The organism is Halomonas colorata, assembly GCF_014897985.1.
GTDB classification, from domain to species: domain Bacteria; phylum Pseudomonadota; class Gammaproteobacteria; order Pseudomonadales; family Halomonadaceae; genus Vreelandella; species Vreelandella colorata.
In genome coordinates, this window is record NZ_JABUZA010000004.1 from 35,319 (window position 1) to 57,907 (window position 22,589).

The 22,589-nt window shown below is 54.0% G+C and carries 22 protein-coding genes; 10 read left to right on the forward strand and 12 right to left on the reverse strand.

Annotated elements, in window-relative coordinates; genetic code table 11:
* Positions 1–237 precede the first annotated feature (237 nt).
* Both INT33_RS03350 and INT33_RS03355 read left to right on the forward strand, forming a co-directional pair.
* The gene (locus INT33_RS03350) at positions 238–1,827 is read left to right on the forward strand and encodes a hypothetical protein (protein ID WP_192536608.1); all 1,590 of its coding nucleotides are present in this window, start codon (positions 238–240) and stop codon (positions 1,825–1,827) included.
* Positions 1,828–1,876: 49 nt separating this feature from the next.
* On the forward strand, positions 1,877–3,475 hold the full coding sequence (locus INT33_RS03355; RefSeq protein ID WP_192536609.1) for a hypothetical protein: 1,599 nt from the start codon (positions 1,877–1,879) through the stop codon (positions 3,473–3,475).
* A gap of 404 nt (positions 3,476–3,879) precedes the next feature.
* On the opposite strand, the gene INT33_RS03360 is transcribed toward INT33_RS03355, so the two are convergent.
* From INT33_RS03360 to INT33_RS03390, 7 genes are all read right to left on the reverse strand, one after another.
* A complete protein-coding gene (locus tag INT33_RS03360) occupies positions 3,880–5,208 on the reverse strand; it encodes an FAD-binding oxidoreductase (RefSeq protein ID WP_193091097.1) in 1,329 nt (442 codons plus the stop codon).
* Positions 5,209–5,608: 400 nt separating this feature from the next.
* Positions 5,609–6,031 carry a hypothetical protein gene (locus INT33_RS03365; RefSeq protein ID WP_192536611.1) on the reverse strand — a complete coding sequence of 141 codons (423 nt, stop codon included), beginning with the start codon at positions 6,029–6,031 and terminating at the stop codon, positions 5,609–5,611.
* Between the two features lie 110 nt (positions 6,032–6,141).
* The gene (locus tag INT33_RS03370; protein WP_193091098.1) at positions 6,142–6,684 is read right to left on the reverse strand and encodes an STM3941 family protein; all 543 of its coding nucleotides are present in this window, start codon (positions 6,682–6,684) and stop codon (positions 6,142–6,144) included.
* A 108-nt stretch (positions 6,685–6,792) separates the two neighbouring features.
* Positions 6,793–7,254, reverse strand: coding sequence for a hypothetical protein (locus tag INT33_RS03375; protein ID WP_192536614.1), 462 nt, complete (start codon positions 7,252–7,254; stop codon positions 6,793–6,795).
* A 70-nt stretch (positions 7,255–7,324) separates the two neighbouring features.
* The gene (locus INT33_RS03380) at positions 7,325–7,708 is read right to left on the reverse strand and encodes a hypothetical protein (RefSeq protein ID WP_192536615.1); all 384 of its coding nucleotides are present in this window, start codon (positions 7,706–7,708) and stop codon (positions 7,325–7,327) included.
* Positions 7,709–7,799: 91 nt separating this feature from the next.
* Entirely contained in the window at positions 7,800–8,048 is a 249-nt protein-coding gene (locus INT33_RS03385; protein ID WP_192536616.1) for a hypothetical protein, read from the reverse strand.
* 342 nt (positions 8,049–8,390) lie between these two features.
* Positions 8,391–8,693 (reverse strand): antibiotic biosynthesis monooxygenase family protein, encoded by a 303-nt coding sequence (locus tag INT33_RS03390; RefSeq protein WP_192536617.1) that lies wholly within the window; start codon positions 8,691–8,693, stop codon positions 8,391–8,393.
* Positions 8,694–8,786: 93 nt separating this feature from the next.
* Between INT33_RS03390 and INT33_RS03395 the strand changes: the two genes are divergently transcribed.
* Positions 8,787–10,367 carry a cryptochrome/deoxyribodipyrimidine photo-lyase family protein gene (locus INT33_RS03395; RefSeq protein WP_192536618.1) on the forward strand — a complete coding sequence of 527 codons (1,581 nt, stop codon included), beginning with the start codon at positions 8,787–8,789 and terminating at the stop codon, positions 10,365–10,367.
* A gap of 9 nt (positions 10,368–10,376) precedes the next feature.
* Here INT33_RS03395 and gabT read toward each other — a convergent pair whose 3' ends face one another.
* Together gabT and INT33_RS03405 are read right to left on the reverse strand one after the other, a co-directional pair.
* Positions 10,377–11,648 carry a 4-aminobutyrate--2-oxoglutarate transaminase gene (gene gabT, locus INT33_RS03400; RefSeq protein ID WP_192536619.1) on the reverse strand — a complete coding sequence of 424 codons (1,272 nt, stop codon included), beginning with the start codon at positions 11,646–11,648 and terminating at the stop codon, positions 10,377–10,379.
* Positions 11,649–11,659: 11 nt separating this feature from the next.
* Positions 11,660–13,111: an NAD-dependent succinate-semialdehyde dehydrogenase gene (locus INT33_RS03405; RefSeq protein WP_192536620.1), complete on the reverse strand. Its 1,452-nt coding sequence runs from the start codon at positions 13,109–13,111 to the stop codon at positions 11,660–11,662.
* Between the two features lie 138 nt (positions 13,112–13,249).
* Here INT33_RS03405 and INT33_RS03410 point away from each other — a divergent pair, with 138 nt between their 5' ends.
* The 6 genes from INT33_RS03410 (at position 13,250) to INT33_RS03435 (ending at position 18,865) form a co-directional block, all read left to right on the forward strand.
* Positions 13,250–14,668 (forward strand): aminotransferase-like domain-containing protein, encoded by a 1,419-nt coding sequence (locus tag INT33_RS03410; protein WP_193091099.1) that lies wholly within the window; start codon positions 13,250–13,252, stop codon positions 14,666–14,668.
* 88 nt (positions 14,669–14,756) lie between these two features.
* Positions 14,757–15,437 carry a transglycosylase SLT domain-containing protein gene (locus INT33_RS03415; protein ID WP_193091100.1) on the forward strand — a complete coding sequence of 227 codons (681 nt, stop codon included), beginning with the start codon at positions 14,757–14,759 and terminating at the stop codon, positions 15,435–15,437.
* Positions 15,438–15,461: 24 nt separating this feature from the next.
* Entirely contained in the window at positions 15,462–16,202 is a 741-nt protein-coding gene (locus INT33_RS03420) for a sulfite exporter TauE/SafE family protein (RefSeq protein ID WP_018917043.1), read from the forward strand.
* Positions 16,203–16,345: 143 nt separating this feature from the next.
* Entirely contained in the window at positions 16,346–16,717 is a 372-nt protein-coding gene (locus INT33_RS03425) for a hypothetical protein (RefSeq protein ID WP_193091101.1), read from the forward strand.
* 171 nt (positions 16,718–16,888) lie between these two features.
* Positions 16,889–18,007: an alkene reductase gene (locus INT33_RS03430; protein ID WP_193091102.1), complete on the forward strand. Its 1,119-nt coding sequence runs from the start codon at positions 16,889–16,891 to the stop codon at positions 18,005–18,007.
* Positions 18,008–18,259: 252 nt separating this feature from the next.
* Positions 18,260–18,865 (forward strand): cell division protein ZipA C-terminal FtsZ-binding domain-containing protein, encoded by a 606-nt coding sequence (locus tag INT33_RS03435; RefSeq protein ID WP_192536626.1) that lies wholly within the window; start codon positions 18,260–18,262, stop codon positions 18,863–18,865.
* 2 nt (positions 18,866–18,867) lie between these two features.
* Here INT33_RS03435 and INT33_RS03440 read toward each other — a convergent pair whose 3' ends face one another.
* Both INT33_RS03440 and INT33_RS03445 read right to left on the reverse strand, forming a co-directional pair.
* Entirely contained in the window at positions 18,868–20,457 is a 1,590-nt protein-coding gene (locus INT33_RS03440) for an ABC-F family ATPase (protein WP_193091103.1), read from the reverse strand.
* Between the two features lie 79 nt (positions 20,458–20,536).
* Positions 20,537–21,400: a sirohydrochlorin chelatase gene (locus tag INT33_RS03445; RefSeq protein WP_193091104.1), complete on the reverse strand. Its 864-nt coding sequence runs from the start codon at positions 21,398–21,400 to the stop codon at positions 20,537–20,539.
* A gap of 65 nt (positions 21,401–21,465) precedes the next feature.
* Here INT33_RS03445 and INT33_RS03450 point away from each other — a divergent pair, with 65 nt between their 5' ends.
* Positions 21,466–22,032 carry a gamma-glutamylcyclotransferase gene (locus tag INT33_RS03450; RefSeq protein WP_193091105.1) on the forward strand — a complete coding sequence of 189 codons (567 nt, stop codon included), beginning with the start codon at positions 21,466–21,468 and terminating at the stop codon, positions 22,030–22,032.
* Between the two features lie 26 nt (positions 22,033–22,058).
* Here INT33_RS03450 and INT33_RS03455 read toward each other — a convergent pair whose 3' ends face one another.
* Positions 22,059–22,586 carry an HPP family protein gene (locus INT33_RS03455; RefSeq protein ID WP_192536630.1) on the reverse strand — a complete coding sequence of 176 codons (528 nt, stop codon included), beginning with the start codon at positions 22,584–22,586 and terminating at the stop codon, positions 22,059–22,061.
* Positions 22,587–22,589 lie beyond the last annotated feature (3 nt).

The following is a 22,589-nucleotide window of genomic DNA, read 5'->3' on the forward strand; positions in this document are numbered from 1 at the left end:
CGGCGGAGCCCATCAATTTTGCCTAAATAAGTTAGAAACAATAAACTATGTTTTCTTAGGGCTCGGAAGCGCTGGGCGATAAACACTGAACATTGATTTTATCAAAACCCAGTGCCCACGTCTGATTAAGCACGATGAATAAGCACGCGTACTCGCCGCTTCTTATTGTTCATTACTATTTAAAAGCCTGTTGTTTTATAGGGCTTTGAACTGCTATCTAACTCAGGGATGATAACCATGACTACGGATACTTTTACACAATTCTCTTTAACCGAATTTCAGAAAGATCTGTCATCGTCGGATCAGCGCAAGTTACTTCGTTGGGCCGACTGCGAGCTCTATACGGCCTTGGTACGCAATGCGGCAGGCCATGAGGAGCCGGTGGTAATTCAGATAGATGAAAAATCTCGCTACGCCGCTTCAACAAGTGCGGATACCCTGCACAATTTATTGGCTAGCGCCAAGCTTGAAGAAGGTAGTGAAGCAGTGATCAAGCCCCTGCCGTTGGCCGAACTGGCTCGTAATGCGCACCTTTACGGTGTGGGGCTACATATAGTCGACGATGGAGAAGGTGATTATATCGCAGGCCGCACTACACTCGTGCTGGGCATGAAGGCCGTGGTGGAAACACCCGAAAATAAAGAAGTCCTCTATGAAGCGGAGATCTTCTTTTTCAAGCCAACCAATGACGTTCACATGCTGCCGTATGGGTCCGTTCAGTACTGGTACGATGCCAATCCTAAGCATACGTACACGTCGGATGAGAGCCAGGCCGCCTCTATCTACGTATTTGACGATCAACTGGACTGGAGCAACCCTCTTTTCCCTGACCTGCCCGAAGGCGCCATGCCATTGAGCACGTTATCACCCAGTGCTCAGGCTTTTTTCGAGCGCACACGGCTTCCGTTGCTACAGCGCTGGAACGATGCGCCAGCAGAGCCTATAGAACCAGAGCTTCTCTACCACAATAGCCTGATTGGAGAACCCCTTCTCTCTTTCAGCCAGCTACGCGCCATGGTGGATCAAGACATTGTGCCAGCGGCGAATGACATCATCCTTAAGGTTGCCAAAACGGTCCAACTGGAGGGAGAGCCAGCCGATGCCTCTGAACGCTGGGAAGTTAAGGTCAGCTTTACCACGCCCATAGGTATCAAGGCGCTCTTCGATCTGGACTGGGTTCAAGCGTCATTGTGCCAGGCAAATACAGAGCTACCCAATACCATCGGCACCCATAGCGCCAGCGAAGCGCTGCGCGAGCGTATCGTCAATCACCTCGCCTGGGTATTTTTACAACGGGGTCGTAGCTTCGACGTGGCAAGGTTCGGCGAATGCCTAGACGGACTATTCCCCGATCAAGTGATCAACAGTGACAAGGCCTACCAGCCGGACTATACCGACCGCCGTTTTCCCTGTCTGGCCCGCTTTCAGTGCGGCGAATATCCTGTGCCGGTCATGCTGCTGGGGCAGCAAGGCGGCAACTACGTATGTCAGCCACTAAAGGATGTAGACATACCAGAGAAGCACGCCCCTACCTCTATTCCTGGGCGCAGCAGTTTTATCGATATGACGAGACAGACCATGATGCTTTCCAATATTGGGGAAAGATTGGTGCTCCCCACCTCGCTCATCGACTTTCCAGAAGCCTGGTACGAAGGCATTCGCCTCAGCAATCAAAACCTCAAATCCAAATTTGTTTCGAGCATGCGTGTAAACACGTTTTTAAGCGAACTTGAACAAGCAGATGGCGCCACCAGTAGCTCGGCCAAATGGCTCATCGCGGGCTGTGTAGCGGTGGTGATAGGCGTGATAGCGATGATGAACTTGTAATACAGACCAAACAGATAATGCTTGTATTCTGCATCAAGGATGAAAGGTAATGTTAGAAACACTCACCAACCCACTTCCTTTTGATCAATTCAGAAAAGATGTAGAAAGTAATGCAATAGCCAAGATAATAGGTTGGGCGGATCACGAAGTTTATGTGCCGTTTACTCGTTATACGTCAGGTGAGGAGGTAGCACTATTATTTCACGGACGCCTTTTATGTCACGTCAATGCCTCTTATATGGCGGGAGCTGAACAAATATTAAGCTCCACCGAGCCATATACCCATCTTAAAGAAATAGTGATCAAGCCGCTGACGCTTGGAGCGCTATTTTGCACTGCCAATTTTCACAAACTAGGCATCAATATATTCGGTGAAGATCATCGTTTGAACTTAGGCAGTCATGCTATGTGCGTATTGGCCGAGCTTGCTCTTTACGACGATAATGAAAAGGAAGAATCACTTCATTCTGTCACCGCTTTCCCTTTTGAAAATGATGATTGCACAACCCTCCTGCCCAAAGGGGCTGTTCAGCTATGGATGCCTAGCCACCTCTCGGTAACGCTTCCATGGCCCAGCAAGCAGGAGCAAGCTCTACTCATCTTTGATGATCGACTCGACTGGACCAACCCTCGCTTTCCGCCACTGCCGGATAATGCCAAGGGGCTTAGCCAACTCCCCACTATGGCGCAAAAATCGTTTCAACGAATGCAGTTATCGCCCCTACCCATCAAGCGGGACACCCCAAAGGCTTCAGCCGTCCCAGCCGCTATTTACCATAATTCACTGCTGGCTGAGGAAAAAATCAAGAGCTTCAGCCGATTACTGTCAAGGGTAGATAAAGAGATTGTACCCAAAGCGATCAATATCAAGCTGAACGTCACCCATCCTTCAGCGCGAAGTTCCGCACAAGACAGGGCTAACTCCTGGGAACTTCAAGTCAGTTTTATCTCGCCAAGGGGGGGCAATATCATTTTTGCATCAGAGCTGGTCGACACTGCGCTTTGCAAGGCAAATGCCGCGCTACCCAATACCGTCGGTACTCAATGCGCCAACCATCAACTACGTCAACGCATCGTCAAGCATATTGCCTGGATGCTCTTTCAACATGGTCGTGACCTTAATTTCTTGTTCTCTGGGTTCTTTTTAGACCTCCACGGACTCCTTCCATACTCCATAATCAATGGTCGCGGACAATTTCAGCCGGACTACACAGATAACCGTTTCCCTTGCCTTGCACGCTTTTCATTTGGCGAACACCAAGTCCCGGTCATGCTGCTGGGGGCGGATAAGGACAACTATATCTGCATGCCGTTGGCGTCAAAAGCTTTGCCGGAAACAGATGCCCCCCGCCAGATACCTCATCGTAGCGACCTGATCGACAGGTCGACCGGATACGTGGAATTAAAGCGCAGAATCGACAAGCTTTTGATCCCCGAGTCACTTATCGACTTTCCTGATCACTGGTATCACGGGGAGCGAATCAGCAATAAGATGGTTATCGAAGAATTCATCTCACGTATGGAAGAGAAAAAGCTGCACGAAAACACCAACCAGCCAATCAAGGATGAAAGCGGCTCGCCCATGCTGTGGATGATGGGGTGTGTTGGGATCATGGCATTGTTAATTATACTTGACTTGATTCTATAGTCCCCTATTAGCAGCCCTGCATCTCCATGCTTACTTCATCGCTAAGCGCCAGTTTGTTTAAAGTACCTCCGCATAGCCTTCACACTTGGGCAGTCTTAAATATAGCCCTCTGCCCAAGCTGGCATTTCCCTTTTTTGAGTTGCGCCTGAGTGGAATCACAGATTTCACCCCCTTTGCCTCAAGAAGCTTGTTAGGCTTATTTTCTTATGAAGAATGCCGCACGTTGCAACCCAGCATTGCGACGAGCTTTTGCGCAGAATGAGATGGCGCTGCTGGGCGCATATTGAAGGCAGCGCACCTATTGGCTGCGTTCACTGACTAATCGTTGGTGAGCCGTCCCAGATAATGCTGATAGAACAGATTATTAAACACCCCTCCCGGGTCGTAATTGAGTTTGCAGTCTATTAGCTCGGATAGGCGCGTTGAAACTGCGGGATGGTAGGAAATCGTTGATAGACAAGATAGTAGGTCCCGCTGTGCTCGAGCGCGCGGTCTACCAACATACGAGTCCACTGCTCAGCGTGGGTTAAAGCGCTCTCGTTCAGGTCCATGTTGATGTAAAGCACCACTGCTACCTGGTTTTGCGTGGCGTAAGGCAATAGATTCTCAGTATTGGCGTGGACGTAGCGCAGGGTCACACTCAGTAGATTCACCTCATTTTCTTGCACAACATTTTTCAGCGCACGCATGAATGCCGGAAATTCGTCGAGAGGAACGAAGTACTCCTGCAGAATGTCAGTGTCGGTCTCACTGCTGTAATCGAGAAAGCGGATTGGTGGTCGCATGGCGTTGTTGCGTGATATCAATGCGGTGCTGCCGGGCTTATCCAATAGCCCCTTTTGCAGCTCCCAGCGCAGGGTTTTGCCAATATTACTGCCTCTGGACCAATTGAAGAGCAGCCTATCGCGAGCCACATGGGCCTCTTGCTGCAAAGGCTGAGGCAGGTTTTGCGCGCCCGCAGGCCGGTAGTCGATGGCAAAGCATTCCTCTAAGAAGCGCTCCCCTGGTGCGATGGAGCAACGGCCATAGTGCAGCGAGAGGGCGCTGGCATTGGTGCGCAGATGCGCTGCATAGCCTTCAAAATCGACCGGCGTGACGGTTTTTATTAGCATCTGGTCATCTACCAGTTGCAAGGTCGCATCCAGGATGACACCAAGGGTGCCGAAGCCACCGATCGCGGCGCTGAACAGCTCAGGATGAATATCCCGGCTGGCGGTCACGATCTGCCCGTTGGCGAGTGCGATGCGCATACTACGCACAGTGGAGATAATTGGCCCTTGCTGCGTATGGCGGCCGTGGATGTTGGCGCTGATCGAGCCACCGACCGAAAAAATATTGGACGACTGCATGACCGCGACGGCAAGACGCTGGGGATTGATGGCTTCCTGCACCTGCGCCCAGGTCGCCCCTGCTTGAACTGTGATGGTTTTATGCTCGGTATCTATATTCAGTACACGATCATAACCACGCATGTCGAGCATGACCGCATTCGGGTACAGAATGTGACCGCCTTGACTGTGCCCTGCCCCGGCAATCACCACCTGTTTGCCCTCGATGCGCGCATCTTCCAGCGCGCCGATTACGTCTGCTTCGGTACGCACGCTTACCACATGGTCGATCTCGACGCGATCAATGCGGCTGACGTCCTGTTGAGTCGAGGCTAGACTAAGGCTGCAGCGAAGCAGCAGCATGAGTGCCAAGGCGCACAGGCCGAGCCAGCGCGCCAGAGGCACTGCCGCCAGGCAGAGGGTTTGCGCTGTGTTGATTAAGCTGGCTACAGTGCATCAGTGCGGGTCTCTTGGAGTACTACCGAGGTGAAATAGATGAAATTCAGAGGGTCAAGTGTGGCCTTCTCCATTGCCTATTATTCTAATGAAAGGGCGTTCATCAGCTGGGTAGCGGAGAGACTCTTGATCATAGTGATGAGAGGCCAAGACACCGACGTTTTCGGGTAGTCCCAAAGATAAAATCCCTTTACTTTTTGATGATTTGCCATTGTTCCCTATTTCACAATGCGTTTCGTATAATGCCGCCAGCATGCGCGTCTACGAAATGAAGCCGAAGGTGCCATGCAGTAGCGTCGCATGCCTGGCTTTGTTAACAAGACAAAAGATAGGTTTACCTTTGTCACTCTTAGTCACTGCTAGAATTCCTGAAAATTCGGAAGTAGGCTAAAAGGCAGAAGCTTAAAATCACGCCTATCCAAACGGGTCCCTTTGTACACGCATTGATTTCGGTGGCTCCAGTTCTTGAACCTAAAACAATCCCGTTGCATTGAAAAACCGAACTCACTTCAAAGACATAAGCTGGCCCAAACGTAAGAGCCAGCATCATTGGAGTAAATGACAAGATAAACATAATGAATGGGAATGCGAACATTGCAATTATGTATAAAAAGAACGGCATCTTGTCCATGCATTTATCCATCAGGGAACTATCCATAACCCCGGATCTATCGTCTATAAGCATCCCAAGCATGAAGAACAAAAGGTAAAACCCAAGATAAAGGGCACTACCGACAACCAATCCATGAAAAACAAGAATCAAATCTTCCATGATCTGAACACCTTCCCTATTGTTAACGCTTCAAATACCGGCTTGGTGAAGTTGGCGGCTTTTTTGGAAAAAAAGGTAACAGCTTTGCCATGTCCGCGTGCTTTGACTAGTTAAGCATTTTCACGGCTTCTATGATAATACTCATCAATAATTTCAAGCAAATCATCGTAGCTAATTTTCAAGCTATTTGCTGAAATATTTACTGGTGTTCCGCACATTTTTATATTTGCACGATTTGCCATTCTTTTTAAGGCATTTCCATTATTTGCGTATATTTCAGCGTCTTTCACCTGAATGGATATAAACTTTTGCTTTTGGATTTGATATTCACCAATACTAACTATATCATCCCACGGAATCATTCCCGCTGACACACCACTAGAATTATCTAAAACTCCTTCAGAATTAATAATTAAACCTGGCGAATTATCAAACAGTTTCTTAACCCCTATAAGGCCACACAAGCCAAAAAACACAATAGAAACAACACCAACGCCGTAAACCAAAGTTGGGCTATTAAATTTCCTCTGACTTTCAATGGTTTGAATGTCCATGAAAAGAAACCACACACCAAGCAATACAAAAGCTAATGCTCCAAGCGTGAGCAGAATAATTTTTACCTTATTTAGTTCGATTACTCTTTCTTCAGGCATGTGCTCCGATTCTCTTTTAGATGCTTAACGCCTGAGTTGAGGGGCTTTTGTGGAGTACGCGCAGCGTACGGAAAAAAGTCCCTCTCCAACGATTTGTTGGGCCGCAACTTACTCCAAGACCCTTTTGAGGGTTCGAGATTCGGAAACAATCTTGTTCTCCGTTTTGCCGTGAAAGGTCGTATTGCCGATCATAGTATTTCCATCGTTTTGGACTATAAAAACGTAGGTGCCTACATCGAAACCCACACCCTTCTGATCTTCAAATAAAAGTGTTGCTTGATGCCCGTGCATTGAACCGGTGTACGCGAATTTGCGATTCGACGATTCCCCGCCGCGTGTTTGTGAACGAAGGCTTGAACCAGTAAGGCGACGCCCAATTTGTTTAAGCTCAATTTTCCCTACGACCCGAGATACTCCGTTGCGTTCCTCTACGATTTGCCAGACGCCGCTGAGATTAACGCCGCGGTAAAAGACACGCTCCCACAGCACTGGCCATAGAAAGCGCCTGGTGACATACACCAATCCCGCGGCTATCAAACTGGCGGCAACACCAACCCAGAATTCACTCATGATTTTTCACTTGCGGCCCAACGCGGAGCGAAGCGGCGGCCAGTCAGGGGCGTCCGACTTACGCGGCTTGTTAATGCTTTGTCCATCCGTCCAGCCCTCCTCTGGTTAGAACTGTAACCCAAGGGTGGTGCTCCGGATCGAAAGCTACTCCGTAAGCTGGACTCACTATGAACCCGTGCTTTTCAAATGATTGAGGATCATTAGAGAAGATAAAACCTGATAGCGCAGTAAACTGAACACTCACTTGGTCAAACTCTACTCGCTCAGCCTTTATGGTCACCTCACTCAAAAACCCACTTGGCTCAAATCGAAAAATCCGATCCCTATAATCAAATTCCTCCAAGCCTATCCGATTAACTTTGGTGCCCAATGGAGCACCAAGCAGACGGCTCAAATCGTCACGGGTTGCATTTAGGGAAACATCATCAAGCTTGGAAAATGGTTCAATTCTCATAGGCCTTTAACGCTTGCAGCATGCGCGCCCATGGAATGGAGCCGAAGGCGCAATGTAATGGGCGTCGCTGTGCCTGCACTGGTTAAATGCCTCAGACAGAGATCGGCCACTCGGGTTCGTCTTCACCAAATTCCCAAGATTTCAGGTATACCAGCTTCTTTTTTGAGTCGATCTGGTAGGCAACATAAAAGCCCTCCCAAAGCTGGCTCGTTATCCACCAAAGGCCCTGCTTTGAATCAACTGGTTCCCAACCGGGGATAAGAAAAGTAAATTCCTCAGGCTCCCCGACTTTCGCTGTTAATTCATCGATGAAATTTTGAGCTTCTTCCTTGGATGTCATATCTCTCCCCGCATTTAACAGTGATTATATACCCGTCTGCATAACCTCAATGAACGTGCTGGCGCGTTTATTGGGGTTATGCCATCAGCGAAGAAAACAATAAATTTTTGATAAATATCATATTTTCAAATCTTCAGGCAGCCTATCCACTCTTCGCGTGCCCGCTTGTTTTACTCGATTCAATCATACTTTATTCACAAACTTACCTTAGGTCACGCGTAAATTCGATGACAGCCGCCAGCCATAGGTCGTAGGCCTTCGCTCATCCACATTTCGGGCAAGCCCAATACAACACTGCCGCTCATAAGCGGCAGCATCGAATGCGCGATTGGAGCTCAAGGCTCAAAGCACCACTTCATACCCTTCAAACTTCGGCGGGCCAAGGTAGATACCTTCCGGCGATTTTGCACCTGCATGAGCTTTACGAAACGCCTCCGACTGAGTCCAGGCACGGAAGGCGTCTTCTGAATCCCACACGCTATGGGAAATAAACACGGTGTGGTCTTCCTGGCTGGCACCCTGGAGCATCTTGAACTCCTTGAAGCCCGGCACTTCATCCAGATGCGAATCACGGTTGCGCCACACGTCTAAAAAGTCCTCTTCGCGGCCTGGGGCAATCCGGAAACGGTTCATGGCGATATACATGCGCTTACTCCTTTTGAGATGGTGGCGTTGCAGTGCTTGATGGTAACGTCGTCAATCGGGCACGGATAGCCCAAGGTAGCCTAAGGGGGCGTTATGGCAAAGACCGGCATCCAGGTGGTTTGGTTCAAACGCGATTTACGCATACACGATCATGCGCCGCTTTCAAACGCCGCCGCGGCAGGGCCGGTGCTTCCTGTCTTTGCCATCGAACCCGGGCAGTGGCAGGCGCCGGACAGCGCGCTGCGCCACTGGCAGTTTGCCGCCGATTCGCTTTTGGATCTGACCCAAGCGCTTAAAATCCGAGGATTGCCGCTATGCCTGTGGCAAGGCGATATATGTGATTTGTTGGCCGCTCTCAAAACGCACTATGGCGATTTCGCCCTGCACTCCCATGAAGAAACCGGCAACGCCTGGAGCTTTGCCCGTGATCTCAAGGTCAAGGCGTGGTGTAGAGAGCACAATATTCCTTGGCATGAAGCGCGCCAGCATGGCGTGGTGCGCGGATTGAAATCCCGTGTGGCTGACCGCGACGCCTGGGAAGCCCAGTGGGAGGCGCTGATGACCGCGCCGACCTGCCCGGCGCCGCCGAATGCCCGAGTAGCCCAGGGTTGGGAAGCCTTTCATCATATTGAAGTCAGCGAGCTTCATGACCTGACGCTCGGATTTGACACTACGCCCTGCCCTGAGCGCCAGCCCGGCGGCCGATATGCCGGTCGGGCGCTGTGGTACAGCTTTATTACCCAGCGTGGGCGGCGTTATCGGGGCTCTATCTCTAAGCCTTTACTGGCCGAGGAATTCGGCTCGCGGCTTTCGCCGCATCTGGCCTGGGGCACGCTATCCATGCGCGAAGTGGTGCAGTCGCTGCGCCGCCAGCGTAAAAAGCATGGTGTGGACTCTGCCTGGAGTCGCTCGCTGCGTGCTTTTGCCTCGCGGCTTCACTGGCACTGCCACTTCATTCAGAAGCTTGAAAGCGAGCCCGGCATAGAGTCGCGCACGTTGCACCCGGCGCTACGCGGCCTGCGCGAACGCGACCCCGCGCACCCCAACTTGATCGCCTGGAAACAGGGCCAGACCGGCGTTCCGCTGGTGGATGCCTGCATGCGCTGCCTGATTCACACCGGCTGGATCAACTTTCGCATGCGCGCCATGCTGATTTCCCACGCCACCTTTGGCCTCGGGCTGCACTGGCATGAGCCCGCCCTGTATCTGGCGCGCCTGTTCACCGATTTCGAGCACGGCATTCACTATCCTCAAGTGCAGATGCAGGCAGGTGCCACAGGCACCAACGCGCTGCGGGTCTACAACCCCATCAAACAGGCAGAGGACAACGACCCGAGCGGTGAATTTGTCGCTCGCTGGGTGCCGGAGCTGACCGTTCTGCCCATCGAGTGGCGCGCCACGCCTTGGGCGCTACCCCAAAGCCTGCAAAAGCGCTTCGGCTTTCAGCCCGGCGAGCACTATCCCCTGCCCTACGATTTTGAAGCCGAAGCTCGCCACTGGAAAAAGATGCTTTACGAGCTCAGGCGAACGCCCGAGGCTAAAGAAGCCAGCCAGGCCATTGTGGATAAATTGGCCAGCCAGCGCCGCCCCCCAAAACGCCACTCCAAACCGAAAAAACCCGCCAGTCGCCAGCAGCTTTCGCTGTTTGACGAAGGCGGGTCTGAAGATGCCTAACGCGGCGTATTAGCTAAGCGCTTCCAGCGACTGCTCAATAATGCTCAAGCCTTCTTCCAGCACCTCGGAAGATACGGTCAGCGGCACCAGAATACGGATGCTGTTGCCGTAGAAGCCACAGGAAAGCAGGATCAACCCTTTCTCACGCGCTTTCGCGCAAATTTGCTGGGTCATCGCGGTGTCGGGCTTGCCGTTACTATCCAAAAGCTCGAACGCGGCCATGGCGCCCAGTTGGCGGCCGTGTGCCACGGCGGGGAAGCGCTCTTCCCAGACGCCAAAACGTTCCGCCAACAGACGACCCATCTGCGCGCTGCGCTCAAGGATGTTTTCTTCCTCGATCACGTCAATGACCGCCAGCGCCGCAGCACAAGAGAGCGGGTTACCGCTGTAGGTGCCGCCGAGCGAGTTGGGGCCGGAGGCGTCCATCACTTTGGCACTACCCACGACCGCAGACAGCGGCATGCCGTTGGCCAGGCTCTTGGCGGTGGTCAAAATATCCGCCTCGATACCGCTATGTTCCAGCGCAAACAGCTTGCCGGTGCGCGCAAAGCCGGACTGCACTTCATCGGCAATCAACAGAATGCCGTGCTCGTCGCACAGCGCGCGCAGCGCCTGTAGGTATTCGGGTGAAGCAATATAGAAACCGCCTTCGCCTTGTACCGGCTCGATCACGATGGCCGCTGTGCGGTGCGGGGCGATATCGGTCTTGAACAGCGTGCGAATGGCATCGAGTGACGCTTCTTCGCTGATACCGTGCAGTGGGTTCGGGAACGGGGCACGGAACACATCGCCCGGCATCGGGCCGAAATCATTCTTGTAGGGCAACACCTTGCCGGTCATGGCGAGTGTCATCATGGTGCGGCCGTGGAAGGCGCCGTCAAAGGTGATGATGCCGGTGCGGCCAGTGGCGGCGCGGGCGATTTTCACGGCGTTTTCCAGCGCTTCGGCACCGGTGTTGACCAGCATGGCTTTACGCTCGGGGCCGCGCACCGGGGTCAGTTCACACAGCTTCTGACACAGCTGCACATATGGCGCGTAAGAGATCACCGCGGCGCTGGTGTGCATGACCTTGTGCAGCTGCGCTTCAACGGCGGCCACGATTTTCGGGTGGCGATGGCCCAGATTCAAAACGCCGATGCCGCCCGCGAAGTCGATCCAGCGGTTACCGTCGGCATCCCAAAGCTCGGCGTTTTCAGCACGCTCGGCAAAGGCCGTGTTCAGGGTCGCTGCGCCGTTGGCCACATAGCGGTTTTTGAGTTCGTTCAGTTCGTGATTGGTCATGCTCATTCCCCTTATAAGCCGCCGACGCAGACGTATTTCAATTCAGTAAATTCATCGAGACCGTGGTGGGAGCCTTCACGGCCAAGGCCAGACTCCTTCACGCCGCCAAACGGCGCCAGCTCGGTCGAGATCAAGCCTTCATTGACGCCGACCATGCCGTACTCAAGCGCTTCCATGGTGCGCCAGATACGGCGGTAGTCGGTGGCGTAAAAGTAGGCTGCTAAGCCAAACGGCGTATCGTTGGCCATCTGGATGGCCTCTTCATCGCGCGTAAACCGGAACACGGGCGCGACGGGGCCAAACGTTTCTTCATCGGCCACGGCCATGGCGGTCGTCACATCGGCGAGCACCGTGGGTGTAAAGAAGCGCTCACCGGCTGCATGAGGCTCGCCGCCGCACATAAGGCGGGCGCCATTGTGCATGGCGTCGTCCACATGGCGCTGCACCTTGTCGACCGCTGCCTGATTGATCAGCGGACCAATCACGCTGCCGTCTGCCAGACCATCGCCCACTTTGAGGGCTTTCACCCGCTCGGTGAGCTTACTGATGAACGCATCGTAAATGCCGTCCTGGACCAGAAAGCGGTTGGTGCACACGCAGGTTTGCCCGGCGTTGCGGAATTTGGAGGCGATGGCACCGTCCACGGCAGCGTCCACGTCGGCGTCGTCAAACACGATAAACGGCGCGTTGCCGCCCAGCTCCATGGCGGTCTTCTTCACGGTGCTGGCGCATTGGGCGAGTAGGCGCTTACCCACTGGTGTGGAGCCGGTGAACGATACCTTGCGCACCCGCGGGTCGGTGGTGAGCACTTCGCCGACTTCCGCTGGTTTGGAGGCGGTCACCACGTTGATGGTGCCTGCAGGCAGGCCCGCTTCCAGGGCAAGATAAGCCGCGGCCAGTGCGGTTAAGGGCGTCGCTTCAGCGGGCTTAATCACCACGGTGCAGCCGGCGGCGAGCGCCGGGGCGCACTTGCGGGTAATCATCGCCAGCGGGAAGTTCCAGGGCGTTATCGCGGCAACAACGCCGACCGGCTCGCGTAGTACTAACAGGCGCTTGTCGGCGCCGTGGCTGGGCAGGGTTTCACCCGCCATACGCTTGGCTTCTTCAGCGAAAAACTCGATAAACGAGGCGCCGTAAGTGACCTCGCCCTTGGCTTCCGAAAGCGGCTTGCCCTGCTCCAAGGTCATCAGCCGCGCTAAGTCATCGGCATGTTCAGTGATCAATTCAAACCAGCGGCGCAGCAGGGCCGAGCGCTGTTTTACCGGGGTAGCGCGCCAGGCGCTACCTGCTTCATAAGCGGCGGCGACCGCATCACGGGTATCCTCTGCGTTTAATTCAGCAACGCGGGCGATGGTCTCGCCGGTGGCGGGATTGTCCACGGCAAAGGTCTCTGTGCCCTTGCGCCACTCGCCGCCTACCAGGGCGGGGACGGCTTCGTGCAACCACTTTTCAATAAAGCTCATACAATGCTCCTATCAACGTATTTCAACACGCTAACAGGGAACTGCCCTATGGCGAATGCACCACTTTCCCGTTCAACCAGACCACTTTTCTGATTTACTGGTGATCAAAGGATATATACCTGAGACCAGAGAGTGACAATGGATGACCAATTAGCCTTACAGCAACTTTTAAAGCGTTATACGCAGCAGCCAGAAAACTTGAGTAAACAGGCACGAATAGAGCAGGCCTTAAGGCAGGCAGTCACTCAGGAGTGGCCTCATCAAACCCGCCTGCCGTCACATCGGCGGTTGGCAATAAACTTGGATGTTGCTCGGCATACGCTGTCTCTGGCCGTTGCCACGCTTGTAAAGGAAGAATTGCTAACAACATCTCATGGCAGAGGAACTTGGAGTTGTAAACCAGCGGTTTACAATACTCCTGTTCAAACCAAGGCTCGGCTATCGGCTCGTGCTTCGCGGGTGCTTCGTTGGCCCGGCGCCAGCCTGGTTCAAAGTGGCGCCTTTGTGCCAGGCATTCCCGATATCGCCCAGTTTCCCATGCGCAAATGGCGCCAGCTTTATGCTAGCGTCACCGTGCCACAAAACGCCTTGTTGCTCTCCTACTCGACCGGCGGCTACGGGCCGTTAAAGCGTGCGATACGCGATTTTCTGGAGCGCTGGCGCAATATTCGCTGCGATATTGATCAGATTATTATTACCGATGGTACGCACAACGGCATTGAGCTGTGCGCCGTGGCTTTGGCGGATGTGGGAGATACTGCAGTAATGGAATCCCCCTGCTACTGGGGAGCGCGCAACGTATTTACCGCTGCAGGGTTAAATATTGAAATGTTGCCGTGGCAGCCCGGTCAGGGACATAGCCTGCCCGCGGCATCTGCTCCTGTGCAGCTTACTTATTTCACAGGTTCCCATCACTACCCGCTCAGCGTGCCTACCAGCGCTCACGATAAGCAACGTTTGTGTGATGCGTTAGCGCCTGCGTACATCATTGAAGATGATTACGAGTTCAGTCGCGACGACCATACCAATCTGCTGTTTGACCCACAGTCTGAGCGTCACTTTCTGGTGGGCTCTTTTTCCAAAATGATGTTCCCCGGCCTACGGCTAGGCTATTTGGTGGTGCCCCGCCAGCTATCCGAACCTATGAATCGGCTGCGTAGCGAGCTGTTTCGTGAAGGGCGCATGCTGGATCAGGCGGTGCTTGCCCAGTTTATCTTTGACGGTGATCTTGATGCCTGGTGCCGCCGTATTCAGCGTGATTACCTGGGCCGCCAACAGGTAATGCATGACCAGCTGCGTACCTTGCCTCGACTGAAGCGTATTTCACCGCCCAGTAGCGCCATCAGTCTATGTGTGGAATTTGAACCGCCTATTGATGACGTAAAGCTTGCCCAGGCACTGCTTAAGGAGCATTTGATCGTGCGCCCTTTAAGCCCGGTGTGCGCCGCGCATGACCCACGCGTTGGTTTGGTCATGGGGGTGGGTATGCTTTCAGGTGAGACGCTGGCCCGCGAGGCTCAGCGGCTGCGCCGCTGTCTGGAAAACCTGTTACGCTAGCCGCTTATAGCTAGGCGTTTATAAAAAAGCTGATATCAACAATCATAAAAGAGTCAGTGACGACAATATTATCCACAAGGAACTCATCATGCTTCGCCCTGTTGATAGTTTTCCCGCTGCGACTTTATCTTGGTGCATAACATTACGCACCTGGTTACTGATAGGCACCGTTCTACTGCTTTCAGGTTGCGCAACGTTTGCGCCCAACCCTCCGCAGGATCAGAGCAATATCTGCGAGATATTTCGCGAACAGCCCACCTGGTACGACTACTCGCGGGATTCTCAGGAAAAATGGGGCACCTCAATTGCTACTCAGATGGCGTTCATTCAGCAGGAATCTTCCTTTAAAAGCCATGTGCGCCCCGACCGCAAATACTACCTTGGCTTTATTCCCGGCCCTCGCCCGTCTTCAGCCAAGGGCTATGCCCAGGCCCAGGACCCGGTATGGGGAGAGTACCGCGACCAGGCCGGCAGCCTGTTTGCGCGGCGTACCAGCATGAAGCATGCCACCGATTTTATCGGCTGGTATAACCGCCGCTCCCAGCAGCAGGCGGGCATTTCGCTGACCAACCCAGAACACCTCTACTACGCCTATCACGAAGGGGCTGGCGGTTATCGGCGCGGCACTTACCGCAATAAGCCGCATGTATTGCGCGCCGGGCAACAGATTGCTACCCGCACAAGCCGTTACCAGACCCAGCTCAACGCCTGCGAAGCCGAGTTTCAATGCCGCCGTTTTTATCAGGTCTGGCCCTTTTGCCGTAGCTAATTACCGACGTTAAGAAGCCCTAACATGTCACTACTCATCGGTTCAGCGTTTGTCTTTGTTGTCTTTTTAACCTCGATGCTGTCAGGCATCTTCGGCATGGCGGGCGGCCTGGTGCTGCTGTGGTTCCTGCTGATTATTTTTCCTGCGGGCACTGCCATGGCGGTGCATGGCGTGATCCAGCTTACCGCCAACGGTTCACGCGCTTGGCTATCGCGGCGGTTTATCGTCTGGCGGATCGTTGCGTTTATGACGCTGGGCGTGTTGAGTGCGGCGGGCCTACTGCTGCTGTTCAACTACAGCCCCAATGCGGCCACCGTCTCGATCCTGATCGGCCTGATGCCGGTTCTGGTGTGGATGCCCAAGCGCTGGTTTCATCTGGACGCTAATCGCAAAAGCCATGCGCTGTGTTGCGGCATGGCGTCTGGCGGGTTAACCATTGCCGCCGGGGTTTCGGGGCCGCTGATTGATATCTTCTTCGTCCGCTCGCATATGGATCGCCGCCAGGTCGTGGCCACCAAGGCGATGATCCAGGTGGTTGCCCATAGTATTAAAATTCTCTTTTACCTGGGTGCCGCACTTTCGCTTAGCACTGGGGAATGGGGCATGGTACTGCTGGCAGCGCCGTTTGCCATCCTAGGTACCCAAACGGGCACACGCATTCTGCATCGCCTGACCGATGCCAACTTCCGCACATGGACTCGCTGGATTGTCACCGGTATTGGCGTGTTCTATTTTGCCCAAGGGATTTACCTGCTTAGCCGTTAAACATTAAAGATGCTGGGCAATACGCAAAGCTCGCACCTTTGATTGACAGGGCAATTGTCTGGCGCTATCGTTTCGATAGATGAAAATGAGAAACAATCTCTTTATGAAATCATTTAGCCAGTAATAATACGCAGGTAAGCGACATGACCAGTGAACAGCGACAGCTTCGCCAAACCATCGTGTTTTTGCGAACCTCGTTTGAAGCGATTCAACACTCGATCGCAGGCCGTCTGGATGACCCGCTTCCCTGCTGGCTGGATGCGGGAATGCTTTCGATGTTATCGCGCGAGCTGATACGCTGCAGCCAACAGGCCAAACCGCTGTTTGCTGCGCCCACGGTCGAGCAGATATTTTTTGCCTCACAGCAATGCGAGCTGTTGTTAAAGCAGTGTCCGGGCGTGCTGAGTAGCGCCTTGTGCTACCGCCAGCTAGCGGCCATCATGCTGCCGCTCAATACCGCGCTTCAAATGATGGCAGTGCCTCCTAAACGCCGCTGGTTTTGGCAGCGTAGCTAACTAAACCCTTGTTCCATACATTATCCAAACCCCATCTTATTTTAAGGTGGGGTTTTGTTTTTATGCGTGCGGTCTTATGTATCGGAGCATAAAACGGTGGGTGGCACTTACTAGTAAACTGGTCTATTCTTACCTGTATTGTTATCCAATCACGCAAAAGGAGTTGGCTGAATGGCATTTGAAGCGCTTTTTCAACCACTGGAACTGGGCAGCCTGTCTATCCCTAACCGCATTATCATGGCGCCGCTGACGCGTGCCCGCACACCGGACAGCGTGCCGGGCAAGCTGCAGGAAGCCTATTACGGTCAGCGCGCTGGCTCAGGGCTGATTATCAGCGAAGCGACCAATATTTCCCCGACCGCCCGCGGCTATGTTTACACACCGGGCATCTGGACCGACGAACAGGAAGCTGGCTGGCAGCGGGTAGTGAATGCCGTGCACGCCAAGGGCGGGCGCATTGCGCTACAGCTGTGGCACGTTGGGCGCGTTTCGCATGAAATGGTTCAACCCAACGGCGAGCAGCCAGTGGCACCTAGCGCATTGAAAGGCGAAGGCGCCCAGTGCTTTGTTGAGTTTGAAGACGGTACCGCCGGGCAGCACCCCACCAGCACGCCCCGTGCACTGGAAACCGACGAAATTCCCGGCATTGTGGACGACTACCGCAAGGCCGCCGAACGCGCCAAGCGCGCTGGCTTTGACATGGTGGAAGTACACGCGGCCAACGCTTACCTGCTCAACCAATTTCTGGCGACGGGCACCAACCAGCGTACCGATCAATACGGTGGTTCAATCGAAAACCGCGCCCGCTTCCCGCTAGCAGTTATTGATGCGGTCATTGAAGTATACGGTGCGGATCGGGTAGGCATTCGAATGACGCCGTTCATCGAACTGTTCGGCCTGACCGATGATGAGCCGAAAGAGATGGCCTTCTACATGGCAGAACAGCTTTCCAAGCGCGGCCTTGCCTACCTGCACTTGAACGAACCTAACTGGGCGGGTGGCGACATTCAGTTCCCTGATGGCTTTCGTGAGCAAATGCGTGAGCGCTTTACCGGCAGTCTGATCTACTGCGGTAACTACGATGCCGAACACGCCGAAGCGCGTATTAACGATAAAACCACCGATGTGGTGGCATTCGGGCGACCCTATATTGCCAATCCTGACTTGGCCGAGCGCTTTCGTTTAGGGGCTACGCTTAACCAACCCAATCACGACACGTTTTACGGTGGTGACGAGAAAGGCTATACCGACTACCCGTTCATGGATAACGGTTATGACCGTATTGGCTAGGCCCTAAGCGTTAATTGGCTGGAAAGCACTATCTCAAGCACTACTTCGGTAGTGCTTTTTTATGCTTCAACGGCGGAAAAGGCTGGTAGTCTACGAGGTTGCACAACATAGATCAGTTGGTGCCCAGGCAGGCGCTTGCTTTACTCGCGCCATTTTGCGGCTCAACCAGCCATTGTTGCCATGGAATAGCCATCATGAAATAGTCCATGGAGACGGTGGTATCGATGATCGAAAAACAAGGAGAGGCAAGTTTTGGAAAATACATCGCTGGCAACACTACTGGCACTGGGTTCCATGCTATTGGGCTGCGTGGCGTTGGCTCTTTTCGTGTTTATCGTTCGCCCCATTCGGCAGCGCAAAAAGGCGCAAGCCGCCTTGAAAAAACAGTCGCAAGAGAAAGTGGCCGTGAGCGACGTGCCCGAACCAGCGCCCGCGCCCGCCCCTGTCCATGCCAAACCTGCCGCCAAGGTTTCTCAGCACTCTTTATTTATTATTTTTGCGGAACCCGGGCAAGCCACCGAGCAGACGCTTACCCAGTGGCTTAAACAGATCAATGCCGACTACGACCCGTTAAAGAAGATATTTCTGGTCGCCGGGCAACAACCCGCCAATCCCATTACCATTGCCAATGCCTTCTTACCTGGCGAGCTGCCGGATCTATTCAGAGACGAAAGCGCTGACGATGCTATCAAAGGCATCAGCCTGATCGTTAAGCCACCTTTACGCAAACGCCGCAATCAACAGATGATTGCCTATGTGGCGATTGCGAAAGAAGCGGCAGCGCTGTTTAACGCCGATGTGTTGGATACCCAGCATCAAAGCGCTACCGAAGAGACTTACCAGCAGATTATTGGCTAGCCTTACACAACGCCTTGGCTACGCAGGTAGTCGTCATAGCTGCCGCTGAAGTCGACAATGCCTTCTGGCTGCATATCGATAATGCGCGTGGCGAGGCTTGAGACGAACTCACGGTCGTGGCTTACGAACAGCAACGTGCCTGGGTAGTTTTCCAGCGCCAGGTTAAGCGCCTCAATAGACTCCATATCCAGGTGATTGGTCGGTTCATCCATCAGCAGCACGTTAGGGTTGGTCAGGGTTAGCTTGCCAAACAGCATCCGCCCCTGCTCACCACCGGAAATAACCTTGATAGATTTTCCGATATCGTCGCTTGAGAACAGCATGCGCCCCAGCGCACCGCGTACCACCTGCTCGCCGCCTTGCGTCCACTGCCCCATCCACTCGAAGAGCGTCATATCAACGGCAAAGTCATCGGCGTGGTCCTGAGCAAATACGCCAACGTCGGCCGCATCGGTCCACTTCACTTCGCCTTTATCGGGGCGCAGCTCACCTGCCAGGGTTTTCAGCAAGGTTGTCTTGCCGATGCCGTTGGGGCCGATGATTGCGATACGCTCACCGGCTTCGACGGTCATTGAGAACCGGTCGAACAGCGGCGCACCGTCATCGTAGCCTTTGGTAATCGCGTCAACGTTGACCGCATTACGGTGAATCTTCTTGTTCTGATCAAAGCGGATAAACGGGCTTACCCGGCTGGAAGGCTTGATGTCTTCGAGCTTGATTTTATCGATCTGGCGCGCCCGTGAGGTCGCCTGCTTGGCTTTTGAGGCGTTCGCCGAGAAGCGGCTGACAAACTGCTGAAGCTCAGCAATCTGGGCTTTTTTCTTGGCGTTATCCGAGTGCTGACGCTCACGCGCGGCGGTTGCCGCCGTCATGTAGTCATCATAGTTACCCGGGAACAGGGTAATCTCACCGTAATCCAGATCCGCCATATGCGTACATACGCTGTTTAAGAAGTGACGGTCGTGCGAGATGATAATCATGGTGCTGTTACGCGCCGTCAGAATATCTTCCAGCCAGCGGATGGTGTTGATATCCAGGTGGTTGGTAGGCTCGTCGAGCAGTAGCACATCAGGGTCTGAAAACAGCGCCTGGGCTAACAGCACGCGCAGCTTCCAGCCGGGAGCCACTTCACTCATTGGGCCGGTGTGCTGCTCAATGGGAATCCCCAAACCCAGAAGCAGTTCGCCCGCGCGGGCTTCGGCGGTGTAGCCGTCAAGCTCGGCAAAGCGTACTTCAAGGTCGGCCACGGCCATACCGTCTTCTTCGCTCATTTCCGGCAGGCTATAGATACGTTCACGCTCGGCGGCAACCTTCCAAAGCTCGGTGTTACCCATGATCACGGTGTCGATGACCCGCTCGTTTTCATAGGCGAACTGGTCCTGGCGCAGCTTACCCAGCCGCGTGCTGCGATCCAGCATTACCTGACCCGAAGAGGGCTCAAGCTCACCGCCCAGGATCTTCATAAAGGTCGATTTACCGCAACCGTTGGCGCCAATCAGACCGTAGCGATTGCCGTTATTGAATTTGACGGAAACGTTTTCAAACAGGGGCTTGGCCCCAAACTGCATGGTGATATTGGCGGTAGCGATCAAGATGTGGACCCTGGTTGGCGAATTGCGCGTACAAAGGCTCGCGATTCTACGCGCTCTTGGGCGTGGTTACACCTATCGCCTAACGTGACGTATGGGTCAGCGCAGGCAGCTCGAGCAGAAAACGTTCGCCATCAATTGCTTGGCACAACCGGGAATAGAGAATATCCACAACGTCCGGATGCTCACCTACAAGCTTTGTGGTCACTACGCTAAGCGCTGAATGACGCTTTTGTGCCGCGCAACAAATTTCATCGATATCGCCGCCCTCACCCGCGTGGCGGCCAGGCGACAAAAACAGCATGGCCAGAATCACCGGCCCGGCCTGAAACTCATTGGAGTTCAGCAGATTTTCCAAAAGAGGCTCATTGAAGCGGTACTCCTCACCTTCGCGCCGCTCCATTGACGCTGCCGCTACACACACGGCGTCGTCTGCCAAAAGGGCACTCAACTGCCCGGCCAGCCGGTTACGAACAGCGGTCACTTCAGCAATCGGGCTGCCGTGGTCGACAAGAGCAACGCGAGTCGGCTTGCCGTTAAGGTGCTCACGCACGTTGTCAGCCAACAGGTGAGCCAAACGCAGATCGTTGCCACCCCGCTCGTCTACCAGCGGCTGGGCGACGCGTACGCTAACGCGTGGGAACGTTGCCTGCAGTGTCGCCATGCGCTCGGGTAGATAGCCGGTCAAAGCTTTGCTTGGACCAAAAAAGAACGGCACCACGATGATCTCGGTGGCTCCTTGCTCAGCGCTGCGCTCAGCCGCAGGGCCAAGGGTAAGCGCGGGCGTACCATCGAGTTGATCAGCGGGGATCTTATTGGAGTGGAGCAGCGAGGCGGCCTGTACCGTTTCACCTATTTGCTGGCTGAGGGCGGCTGCCACGCGGCGTAAATTTAGCGTTGCCGCCGGACGTAGTGAGCCATTATCGACGAGAAAAATAGCGCGCATGATCGCTCCAGAAGAAGGTGCCAGGGCATGGTACCATGGCGTTTTAAGCCACATTCAGATTACCCATGTTGATCGATACCACGGCCATTAACCAGCAGCGCAACCACTTCGATGAAAACGCCGACATCTGGCTATTTGGCTACGGGTCGCTGATCTGGAAAGCGGATTTTGCGTATCTGGAAAGGCGCAGCGCTTATATTAACGGTTGGGAGCGCCGCTTCTGGCAGGGTTCCCATGACCACCGCGGCACCTTGGAAGCCCCAGGGCGCGTGGTCACATTAACCCCTGTTCCGGGTGCGATTTGCCATGGTATGGCTTACCGCATTACGCCAGAAACCTTGGCCCCGCTGGATCAACGCGAAAAAAATGGCTATTTGCGTGAAGTGACGCCGCTACACTTTACTGACGGGTTTCAGGAGCAAACAACAGGATTGGTGTATCTGGCCACCGAAGATAACCCTGCATTTTTAGGGCCCGACACGCTTGAAGCCATGGCCAGCCAGATTGCCCGCGCCTCCGGCCCTAGCGGCCCCAACCGCGACTACCTGGTCAATCTGGCCCAGGCGCTGCGTCACTTGAAGGTTGAGGATGCGCATATCTTCGCACTAGAGCAGCAGTTAAATAGCCTCTAGGCATTAATGGCTTAACCGTTGAAGGGTTACCAGTAGCGCGGGTAGCGGCGATGGCGAGCCAGGTTATTGACCAGAATGGCGATCACCAGCATTACCACGCAGCCCATGCCGATAGGCAACAACGGATACCACCAGCCCAGCTGATGTACGCTAGCGCCGCCACCTACGGCAATTAGAGCCGCCGCCGCACCTGGCGGGTGCACGGTATGGGTTAGCTGCATTACCAGAATTGAAAGAGATACCGAAAGCGCCATGGAAATCGGCGTCGCCCCAAGCAGCTGATAGCAGCCTACGCCTATGCAGGCCGACAGCACGCTGCCAAACAGCACGTGGCTTGGCTGGGCAAAGGGGCTTTCAGGGGCGGCATAGATGAGTACTGACGTTGCCCCAAACGAGCCCACAATCAGCAGCTGCTGGGAAAGCCAGGCGGAACTTAACCAGCAAATCACGGCCATGCCGACAAATGCGCCAACCCATGACCACACTGCGTCTTCCCATCCTACTAAATTACGCTGGATGCGCTCGCCACGCATTTTGCCAAGATACGTTTTCATCTC